Source organism: Falsiruegeria mediterranea M17, from assembly GCF_900302455.1.
Taxonomy (GTDB): domain Bacteria; phylum Pseudomonadota; class Alphaproteobacteria; order Rhodobacterales; family Rhodobacteraceae; genus Falsiruegeria; species Falsiruegeria mediterranea.
In genome coordinates this window covers 436,254-446,288 of the sequence record NZ_ONZG01000003.1, presented here as the reverse complement: position 1 = coordinate 446,288, position 10,035 = coordinate 436,254, and the positions used below count along the sequence as shown (strand labels likewise).

Below are 10,035 nucleotides of genomic sequence, written 5' to 3'. Positions count from 1 at the left end.
ACCTCTGCATCGTGGCCTGATCCTGTCCGAGCAAATCGGAGAGCCCCATGACCTTCACCACCCGCCCCGAGATCACGGGCACCTTTGGTGTTGCAACTTCAACCCATTGGATCGCCTCGGCGGTTGGCATGGGCGTACTGGAACGGGGCGGCAATGCCTTTGACGCTGCCGCTGCGATGGGGTTTGTGCTGCACGTGGTCGAACCGCATCTGAACGGCCCGCTCGGCGACATGCCGATGCTGATCAAACCTGCCGGCGATACAGAACCCACCATGGTCTGCGGGCAGGGCGTCGCCCCGGCGGGCGCCACGATTGCCCATTTCAAGAACCAGGGGCTGGAGTTGATCCCCGGTTCTGGCCTGCTGGCCACAGTGGTGCCTGGTGCGTTCGACGCCTGGATGATCACTCTGCGCGATCACGGCTCGCTCCCCCTGCGCGACATTCTGGAACCAGCCATTCATTATGCTCGCACCGGCCATCCCCTGTTGCCACGCGTGGCCAACACGATTGCAGGGTTGGCCGATTTCTTTGCGGCCGAGTGGCCCACATCCTATGCCACTTGGGCTCCGGGCGGCGCCCTCCCTCAGGCGGGCGCGCTCTTTCGCAACCCGCAACTGGCGGACACTTGGGAACGCGTGCTGTCAGAGGCGGAAACCGTTTCGGGTCGCGAGGCGCAGATCGAGGCGGCGCGCAAAGCGTTCTATTGCGGGTTCATTGCCGAAGCGATTGACGGGTTCGTTGCTGACGCCTGCCTCATGGATGCCAGCGGCGCTCCACACAAGGGTGTTCTGAACGGGCAGGACATGGCCAACTGGCGGGCCAGTTACGAGGCGCCCTTGCAGGTGGACTACCACGGTTGGACCGTTTGGAAGGGTGGGCCCTGGACCCAAGGGCCGACGTTGTTGCAATCGCTCAAGCTGCTCGAAGGGCTGCCGCTCGATCAGATGGATCTGAACGGGGCCGAATTTGTCCATCATGTGACAGAAGCAATGAAGCTCGCCTTTGCCGACCGCGAGACATACTACGGCGATCCGGATTTCACTGAAATCCCGATGGATCTGCTGCTGTCGGATGGATACGCAGCGGACCGCCGCATGTTGATCGGGGCGATGGCTTCAACCGATCAACGCCCGGGCCGCCTGCCCGGGCACGACGCCTGGGTCGAGGCAATGCTGTCCCATGCCGCCCTGTCCCACCAGCCGGGCCACGCCATCGGCGCGGGCGAGCCGACCATGTCGCACCTGACCGAAAAGCGCGGGGATACCGTACATCTGGATGTGATCGATCGCTGGGGCAACATGGTGTCGGCCACGCCTTCGGGCGGATGGCTGCAATCCTCTCCCGTGGTGCCTGGATTGGGCATGCCGCTGAATTCGCGGGCGCAGATGTTCTGGCTGGAAGACGGGCTGCCGACCTCGCTGGCGCCTGGCCGTCGCCCTCGCACCACGTTATCGCCCTCGATGGCCCGGGCGCCTGACGGTGCTGAGCTGGCTTTTGGCACACCTGGGGGCGACCAACAGGACCAATGGCAACTGATCTACCTGCTGCGTCTGGTGCATGGGGGCTTGAACCTGCAAGAGGGCATCGATGCACCGCTGTTTCACACCGGCCATTTCCAAAGCTCGTTCTACCCGCGCGAGGTGACCCCCGGCCACTTGATGGTCGAACCCGGATTTGGGGCAGAGGTCATCGAAACTCTGCGCGCCAAAGGGCATGCAATAGAGGTGGCCGAGCCCTGGACCGTGGGTCGGTTAACGGCTGCCAGCCGAGCACCCGACGGCTTGTTGCGTGCCGCGGCGACCCCGCGATTGATGCAGGCCTACGCTGTGGGGCGCTAACGCCCTGCGCGGCCCATCGGCCTTGCGTCCTGCGGACGGCCCTTAGAGGGGGCGGGCCAGGCTCATGCGGGCAAAGCCCGCATGAGCCTGGCCCAACGGGAGGAGATGTCCCGCAAGGGGCATCGACGACGGGCGGGAGCGCTTCGAGGTTACTGGAGAACCTGTCGGTTTTCCGACCGACCCGCGGCATAGATCTGGTCTATGATCTCTTGCACTTGACGGGACAAGGACAAAGGCACCACCCCCGATCCATTGCCTGCACAGGCGTTGGCAAAGGCATCCACTTGCACCTCGTACTGACGGGCACTGGTGAACCGAAAAACCTGTTGTTGCGTGTTCGCCTGATCGTAGAGAACCACCTCGGCGGCGCCATAGTCGCCTGCGTTGAATGGCGCGCGTACGTCGATCCAGCCGGTCTCTCCCATGAACCGCATGGATTGATGCAGCGCCATTTGGGTCGAGACATGAAAGCTCAGATTGAAGCCCTCGAACCGGACAACCGCGTGGGCATAGATGTCGGTCTTGAATTCTGGCGAGTACTCGACCTGCGCCTCGACACTCAGCGGCACGGATCCGGTGCTCATCAAGGTTGTGATCACCGGATAGACGCCGATGTCAGGCAACGCGCCGCCTCCGGCCTCTAGCTGATTGCGCGTGTTGGCGGGATCGACGTTATGAAACGAAAACCCACCCGTCACCTGACGCAAGCGCCCGATGGAGCCGATCTGGATCAGCTCACGGACCTTGTGCCATTGCGGGTGGTACCAGACCATGTAGGCCTCCGAAATCAGGACATTGTTGTCCCGCCCCGCCGCCGCGATCCGGTCGATATCGGAAGCCTTTAGCGCAATCGGCTTTTCACAGAGGACGTGTTTGCCCGCCTGAGCCGCGCGAATGGCCCATTCCGTGTGATGCGACGTGGGCAGCGGGATATAGACGCCATCCACGTCCCTGTCGGCCAGCAGTGCATCGTGACTGTCGTACCACCGCGCCGCGCCAAAGCGGGTTGCCGCGACTTGCGCCCGGCCCGCGTCCCGGCTTGAGATTGCGTGCAACACGCCGGTTTCCGACCGGGCAATTGCAGGCAAAACATGCTCTCGCGCGATTTTGGCGGTCGACAGACAGCCCCATCGAAACGGCCTGGACATGATCTAACCCCTCTCGAAAAACCGTGCGGCCCCGATCAACGCTGCCAGATCGTCCGCAATCACATGCACCGGGACCTGAGCGACCTGCTCGTGAAACGGGCCATCATTCAGAAACGCCGCGACAAAGGCATCCCGCGCGTCCGAGCCAAGCACCCCTCGTGCAGCGCCGCCTGCGAAATGGATGCCGCCAAAGGGCAGGTACTGGAACACCAACTCGCGTGAGAAACAGCCGAGCAGGCGGGCAAATAGCATCACGGCCTCGCGGGCAGACTGGCAGTCTCCGGCGTCAGCCGCCGCTATGATCTGCGCCCCCGCAAGCGACCGCCCTGTCATCACCTGATAGAGCCGCGACAGCCCCCGCCCGGACAGGACCGCCTCGTTGGTGGTGAATTGCGCAGCTCCATCCCCCAATGCATCATGCAGCACCGATCCGACGCTGGATGGCAGGCTGGCGTGGCCCAACTCAGCTTCCATCACCGCACCGTCGCGCAGCAGGCACACGTTGAAGCCTGTGCCGACCCCTGCCACCACCCTTTGCGAGTTCAGCGGTTGCTCCGCACCAGACAGCAGCGTCGAGTGCTGCCCCTCTGCCAGATGTGGCAGGGCGTGGCCCAAGGCGACAAGATCGTTGATCAAGAAAACCTTGGGTGCCCCCGGCAGGGCAGCCCTCAATTGCGCACTGTCAAACGACCAATCCCGGTTCGTCAACTTTGCCCGTGTCGAGGTCACCGGCCCCGCAACCGCGATCACGGCGCCGGTCAATGAGGCCTTGGCTACGTCTGACAGATACTTCGCCACCACAGCGTCGAACGAAGGGTAAGCGTCATTCTCGTACCGGCTGATCTGCGTCACCACACCCCCATCGGACATGCCGATCCGCGTGTTCGTGCCACCGACATCTGCCACAAGAACGGTCATGACAGGCCCCTCATTCCGCCCCGCTGGAACCGGGTTGCTTGCCCAGGATGATCATTCCCAGCAGGTCGTCGTCGGTGACGTCATCGACATCCACAGTCCCCACCAGCTTTCCGTTTTTCATCACGCTGGCCCGGTCGCACAGCTCCATCACATCGTGAATGTCATGGCTGATCAGAAAAATGCCGATCCCTTCGGCCTTGAGCTGCTGGATCAGTTCGGACACCATTTGCGTTTCATGCGGTCCAAGGGCGGCTGTGGGTTCGTCCATGATCAGGATGCGAGCGTCAAAATATACGGCCCGCGCGATGGCGACCGACTGACGCTGCCCGCCGGACAAGGCCGAGACGGGTTCCGCGAACTTTTTGAAGTTCGGGTTGAGCCGCCCCATGATTTTGCGACACTCAGACTCCATCGCATCATCATCGACCAACCCGAATGAGGTGACCAATTCACGCCCCAGAAACAGGTTGCTGGCGGCATCCAGATTGTCGGCCAGAGCCAGCGTCTGATAGATCGTCTCGATCTTGTGAGCGCGGGCATCGCGGGGGTTGTTGATCTCGACCTTTTGGCCATTGATCAGAATCTCGCCACTGTCGCCTTGATACGCGCCCGACAGGATTTTGATCAGCGTGGATTTGCCCGCGCCGTTGTGACCCAAGAGGCCCACGACCTCGCCCGGATACAGGTCGACGCTGACGTGATCGACGGCATGGACACCACCGAATGAGATGCAGATGTCGCGCATTTCGACCAGCGGGGTTTGATCGCGGTTGATGTCGAATTTGGCCATCAGCTCTCTCCCGTCTTTTTGCGATAGATGATGTCGATCAGAACAGCCAGCACCAGAACCGCGCCTACGACGATGTTCTGCAGCGGCGCGTCGACGCCGACCATCGCCATACCTGATTGCAGCGACTGCATGATCAGCGCCCCCAGGATGGCGCCGTGGATGGTACCCAGACCACCGGCCAGCGCGGTGCCGCCGATAACGGCTGCCGCAATCACGCGCAGTTCGTCCAGCGTGCCGATGTCATTGGAGTGGTTGGTCAGACGGGCCGAGGCCACCACGGCGGAAATCGCGCACAAAGCTCCCATTAGGGCAAAGATCTTGACCGTCAGCCAGCGGGTGTTGATCCCCGACAGCTCTGCCGCATCAGGGTTCCCACCGGTGGCAAAGATATAGCGACCCAGGCGGGTGCGCTTGGCCAGGATGGTCATGACGATGGCGATGAAGATCAGCAAAAGAACCGAGATCGGGATACCATAGGATTGCGTGAACCCTTCGGGCATGACCTCTCCACGCGCCTCGAACATGCGCTGCAACTTGCGGGTCGGAACCTCATAAGCGTTCAGGATCGCAACAAAGCCCAGGATCGCGGCGGTGATGATGCCGGCCAGGACGCCTTCGGCCCATAGGGGTTTCACGGTGAACCCGTGTTTGATCTTGTTCCGGCGGCTGTTCCACAGGCCGTACAAGGCGCCAGCCACAGCCAACAGGCCCAGGATCCAAGAGCCAGTCGCACCCAGGGTTCCGTTGATGCCACCGAATTTCTGAAAGGTCGGGTCCAACGGGCCGATGGTCTTGCCGCTGGTCAGGTACCAGCCAACATTGCGCCAGACCAACAAACCGCCAAGGGTGACGATAAACGCAGGGATCGTCAGGTAACCGACCATCCAGCCTTGAAAGGCACCGATCAGGGTCCCGACGAGCAAGCCGACCGCGATCGAGATCCATGGGATCAGCGGATGCCCCAGCCCAAGCCCCAAAACGTTGGGCAGGAACTGCGTCTGCGTCATCGCCATGACCGCCGAGCAGGTCGCCAGCAGCGCGCCAACACTGAGATCAATGTGGCGGGTGACGATCACGAACACCATACCGGTGGCCATGATGGCAACAGACACGGTCTGGATTGTCAGGTTAAAGATGTTTCGCGGTGTCAGGAACCGCCCGCCGGTGACCAAATCAAACCCGATGCACAGCACGGCAAATGCGCCGATCATGCCCAAGAGCCGCAAATCCAGCTCGAGCGTTTGCACGATGTTTTTCTTGGGGGTTGCCGGGGACAGATCCGCATCAGAATGAGTCATGGGATGTCCTGCAGATTTTGGTGCCTCCCCCGGGGTTAGAACCGGGGCAAGGCAGTTTCTTTTGTCGTCAGCTTAGTTACAAGGCGTCGGACCAGCGGTCACGCCCTGACACAATGCTTCCTGGGTGATCCACTGAGCGTCGACAACGTCCGACAAGTTCTCTTTGGTCACCGGCAGCGGGGCCAGGAACATGGCGCTCATCTTGGTGCCACCGGGCGAGGTCCAGTCATCTGCACCGCCAATGGCGTTCATCTTGACGCCGTCGGCCAGCGAAACTGCGATGCTTGCTGCAGCCTTGCCCAGATCACGGGCGTCTTTCCAGACGGATACGGTCTGCGTGCCCTTGGCGACCCGGTTCAGCGCAGCGTGATCGCCATCCTGACCCGAAACCGGGATGCCTTCCATGCCCTGCGCGGTCAGCGCAGCAACAACGCCGCCAGCTGTCCCGTCGTTCGATGCCACGACGGCATCCACACCGTTATCTTGCGCGGTCAGGATCTGCTCCATGTTGCGCTGCGCGTTGGCGGGCAGCCAGCCATCGGTATAGGCCTCGGCCACGATGGTGATATCACCGGCGTCGATGGCGTCTTGCAGCACTTCTTGCTGACCACCACGCAAGAAATCCGCGTTCGGGTCGGTGGGCGAGCCTTTGATCATGACATAGCGGCCCTTGGGCATCGCTTCGAGCACGGCACGCGCCTGCATCCGACCCACTTCTACGTTGTCGAAGGTCAGGTAAAAGGCCCGCGGGTCTTCGATCAAGCGGTCATAGCCTACGACCGGAATGCCCTCGTCTGCCGCTGCTTGAACGGCCGGGCCGATGGCCTGCGCGTCCTGGGCCAGAATGATCAGAGCGTCCGCGCCCTGCGCGATCAAGCTTTCGACATCCGACAGTTGCTTGGCGGAAGAACTTTGAGCGTCCGCCGAAATGTATTGCGCGCCCTTGGATTCCAGTTCGGCTTTGATCGCCGCCTCATCGGTCTTCCAACGTTCTTCCTGGAAATTTGACCAGCTGACGCCAATGATGATGTCATCGGCCCAGGCCGCGGTGCTGATGATTGCGCCGGCGACGATGGCCGTCGCGGTTGCAAAGAATTTCATGTTGTCCTCCCAAACAAAGATGGCCCTGCGCAATTCTTGGTCCTCGTGCGTGGCCTGTCCCGCAATCGTGATCTATTTTAATTTGAAAATCAAATTAAATCGAATAGGCTGGGAAAAATCTTCCAAAGCTGGCACGGTTTGTTCAGGAATACCGACGGGTTTTCGCCTGAGCACCGGTTGGCGCAAGATCAAGGAGGCGGCAAACAAATGGCTGTTTTGCAAAGAGAATATGGCCGCCGTGCCCTAATGTCCGAAATCCGGAAAGCGGGACGCATTCCACGCATCGAACTGTCCGAGCGTACCGGTATCAGCCGCGCAACGGTCACCACGATCACGGCCGAGCTGCTGCAACACGGGCTGATCGAAGAGGTCGCCCGCGAAGATGGCAGCACGGATTCCCGCCGTGGCAGGCCCCGTGTCGACCTCAAGATTCGCGGTGCAGCACGGTTGGTGGCAGGGGTGAAAATCTCGCATCTAAAACTGTCTTTGGTGTTGCTGGATTTCGAAGGCCAGCAGTTGGAGTGCATTGAACGCGATCTGGATCAGAGCGTGCACGCCCCCGACGCCTTGGCCGTACAGGTCACCCAAGCCGTTCGCGAATTGGCCGAGACCGCAGGTCACACGCTGCACGATGTTTCAGGTGTGGGTATCGGCATCGCGGGTGTTGTCGACGCCGAGAACGGGTTCGTCTACTGGTCACCGTCTCTGGACGCACGCAATGTCGAGTTCAGCCAGCTGGCCAGTCAGCACCTGGGCCTACCCGCTTTCGTCGACAATGACGCCAATCTGGTGGCCTTTGCCGAATACAGCTTTGGTTTGGCACGCGGGGTGCCCGATTTTTTGGTGGTCACAATTGAAAGCGGGGTCGGCCTTGGCCTGATGATCGACGGCGAGCTTTATCGCGGCACGCGCGGATGCGGGGCCGAGTTCGGTCACACCAAGGTGCATCTGAACGGCGCGCTGTGCCGCTGCGGCCAGCGCGGCTGTCTTGAGGCTTATGTCGCCGATTACGCACTGCTGCGCGAAGCAACGCTGACATCGGATGCTGACACTTCGGCCGATCCCAGTCATCGGATCGAGGCGCTCTTGAATGCTGGGCGGAACGGTGATCCGACGGCGCGCAGCGTCGTGGACCGGGCCGGGCAGTATTTTGCCATGGGCCTTGCCAACCTGGCCAACATCTTTGACCCCGCTCTGATCATTCTGGCGGGTGAGCAGATGCAGTTCGACCATCTGTACGAGGACGCGGTGATCGAGGCGATGCGCAAATCGATCATCCGCGTCGACCGCGACCCGCCCGAGGTGGTGGTACACAAATGGGGCAACCTGATGTGGGCCAAGGGCGGGGCCGCCTATGCGCTCGATCGCGTTTCGGACCTTGCCCTGGATGAGATGAGCGACAATGCGGCCTGAAGTTCTGGTTTTGACCCTCATGGCAACACCTGTTGTGGCCGACGTTACCTTTAGGCCGATCGACGTCCCCGAACACCGCTACACCGGTGGCTGGGAGCATTTTGTCGGTGGCGGGCTGGCCAGTTTCGATTGCAACGGCGACACCCTGCCCGAGCTGTTCGCAGCTGGTGGAGAGACCCCGGCCCTCCTGTTGCGCAACACCTCTGAGCCCGGTGGTCCCGTCCGGTTCGATGCAGACACCCCCGACGTTTTGGCCCAGACAGGTGTGATCGGAGCCTACCCACTGGATATTGATGCGGATGGGCACTTGGACCTTGCCATCCTTCGGGTGGGTGAGAACGGGTTGCTCAAGGGCGGACCGGACTGCAGCTTTGCCCCCTTTGATCTGGATTTTGCCAGCAATGACCGCTGGACGACCGCCTTTGCTGCGACGTGGGAGGGCGGGCAAAACCTGCCCACGTTGGCCTTTGGCAACTATGTCGACCGCGCCAACCCCGACGGGCCCTTTCGGGCCTGTGACATCAATCTGCTCTACCGCCCAGACGGGGACAGCTACGGCGCGCCGGTTGCATTGGAGCCCGGTCATTGCCCGCTCTCGATGCTGTTCAGCGATTGGAGCGGGACCGGGCAAGCCGATCTGCGCGTCAGCAACGACCGGCACTACTATGTCGATGGCGGGGCAGAGCAGTTGTGGCAACTGGCGCCGGACTTGCGCCTTTATGACCAGGAAGACGGCTGGCAGGACCACAAGCTTTGGGGCATGGGCATTGCAGCGCGCGATCTGGACCATGACGGACGGCAAGAGGTTTTTCTGACCTCGATGGGCGACCAGCGGCTGCAACGGCTGACAGGGCCGGGCCCGAAGTTCGAGGATGTTCCCTATGATCTGGGCACGACGGCGCATCGCCCCTACAGCGGTGGCGATGGCCGTCCCTCGACTGGATGGCACGTAGCCTTTGGGGACGTTCAGAACGATGGATTGGATGATGTGTTCATCGCCAAGGGCAATGTCGAGCAGATGCCGGGCAGCGCCATGGATGATCCCAACAACCTGCTGATCCAAACCAAGGACGGGACTTTTGCCGAAGTTGGCGAAACCGCAGGTCTGGCCAGCCTGCATCGCGGACGCGGCGCTGTCATGGCCGATCTGAACGCCGACGGCATGCTGGACATCGCAGTCGTCAACCGACGCGCCCCGCTGGAAATCTGGCACAACGTGACCCCAGGCACCGGTGCTTGGGTGGCACTGTCGATTGTTCAACCCGGCCCAAACCGCAACGGCGTTGGCGGTTGGATCGAGGTAGCAACCGACCCCGTCAAAGGCCCCTGGATGTCACGCGAGATCACGCGGGGGGGCGGACACGCAGGCGGCAGCGCGGGGTTCGAGCATTTCGGGTTGGGTGCAGCGGATACCGCCTTTGTCCGCGTGACTTGGCCGGACGGGGCCGTAAGCGAGGCCGTAAAAATGACGCCAAATCAAGCTGTCATTCTCAATCGCATCGGCAACGGGTTCGAGATCTCAGACTGAG

At 61.6% G+C, this 10,035-nt stretch carries 8 protein-coding genes; 3 read left to right on the top strand and 5 right to left on the bottom strand.

Features of this window, described 5'->3' with window-relative positions; translation table 11 throughout:
• Window positions 1–47 precede the first annotated feature (47 nt).
• A complete protein-coding gene (locus TRM7615_RS08210; protein WP_108786410.1) occupies window positions 48–1,838 on the top strand; it encodes a gamma-glutamyltransferase family protein in 1,791 nt (596 codons plus the stop codon).
• A gap of 149 nt (window positions 1,839–1,987) precedes the next feature.
• On the opposite strand, the gene TRM7615_RS08205 is transcribed toward TRM7615_RS08210, so the two are convergent.
• The 5 genes from TRM7615_RS08205 to xylF all read right to left on the bottom strand — a co-directional run bounded on the left by TRM7615_RS08205 (window position 1,988) and on the right by xylF (window position 7,093).
• A complete protein-coding gene (locus tag TRM7615_RS08205) occupies window positions 1,988–2,986 on the bottom strand; it encodes a Gfo/Idh/MocA family protein (RefSeq protein ID WP_108786409.1) in 999 nt (332 codons plus the stop codon).
• 3 nt (window positions 2,987–2,989) lie between these two features.
• Window positions 2,990–3,904: a glucokinase gene (locus tag TRM7615_RS08200; protein ID WP_108786408.1), complete on the bottom strand. Its 915-nt coding sequence runs from the start codon at window positions 3,902–3,904 to the stop codon at window positions 2,990–2,992.
• A gap of 10 nt (window positions 3,905–3,914) precedes the next feature.
• The gene (locus TRM7615_RS08195; protein ID WP_108786407.1) at window positions 3,915–4,694 is read right to left on the bottom strand and encodes an ATP-binding cassette domain-containing protein; all 780 of its coding nucleotides are present in this window, start codon (window positions 4,692–4,694) and stop codon (window positions 3,915–3,917) included.
• A complete protein-coding gene (locus TRM7615_RS08190; RefSeq protein ID WP_108786406.1) occupies window positions 4,694–5,992 on the bottom strand; it encodes a sugar ABC transporter permease in 1,299 nt (432 codons plus the stop codon). Before TRM7615_RS08190 ends, TRM7615_RS08195 begins: the two co-directional genes overlap by 1 nt.
• A gap of 72 nt (window positions 5,993–6,064) precedes the next feature.
• Complete coding sequence (gene xylF, locus TRM7615_RS08185) at window positions 6,065–7,093, bottom strand: D-xylose ABC transporter substrate-binding protein (RefSeq protein ID WP_108786405.1); 1,029 nt, start codon at window positions 7,091–7,093, stop codon at window positions 6,065–6,067.
• A 207-nt stretch (window positions 7,094–7,300) separates the two neighbouring features.
• On the opposite strand from xylF, the gene TRM7615_RS08180 reads away from it, so the two are divergent.
• Window positions 7,301–8,506, top strand: coding sequence for an ROK family transcriptional regulator (locus TRM7615_RS08180; protein WP_235824043.1), 1,206 nt, complete (start codon window positions 7,301–7,303; stop codon window positions 8,504–8,506).
• Window positions 8,496–10,034, top strand: a complete 1,539-nt coding sequence (locus TRM7615_RS08175; protein WP_108786404.1) for a CRTAC1 family protein — start codon at window positions 8,496–8,498, stop codon at window positions 10,032–10,034. The genes TRM7615_RS08180 and TRM7615_RS08175 overlap by 11 nt, the downstream gene beginning before the upstream one ends.
• The last annotated feature ends 1 nt before the right edge of the window (window position 10,035 follow it).

Coding starts and splice junctions, on each gene's coding strand:
- TRM7615_RS08210 (WP_108786410.1), top strand. CDS start 48: ATGACCTTCACCACCCGCCCCGAGATCACGGGCACCTTTGGTGTTGCA.
- TRM7615_RS08205 (WP_108786409.1), bottom strand. CDS start 2,986: ATGTCCAGGCCGTTTCGATGGGGCTGTCTGTCGACCGCCAAAATCGCG.
- TRM7615_RS08200 (WP_108786408.1), bottom strand. CDS start 3,904: ATGACCGTTCTTGTGGCAGATGTCGGTGGCACGAACACGCGGATCGGC.
- TRM7615_RS08195 (WP_108786407.1), bottom strand. CDS start 4,694: ATGGCCAAATTCGACATCAACCGCGATCAAACCCCGCTGGTCGAAATG.
- TRM7615_RS08190 (WP_108786406.1), bottom strand. CDS start 5,992: ATGACTCATTCTGATGCGGATCTGTCCCCGGCAACCCCCAAGAAAAAC.
- xylF (WP_108786405.1), bottom strand. CDS start 7,093: ATGAAATTCTTTGCAACCGCGACGGCCATCGTCGCCGGCGCAATCATC.
- TRM7615_RS08180 (WP_235824043.1), top strand. CDS start 7,301: ATGGCTGTTTTGCAAAGAGAATATGGCCGCCGTGCCCTAATGTCCGAA.
- TRM7615_RS08175 (WP_108786404.1), top strand. CDS start 8,496: ATGCGGCCTGAAGTTCTGGTTTTGACCCTCATGGCAACACCTGTTGTG.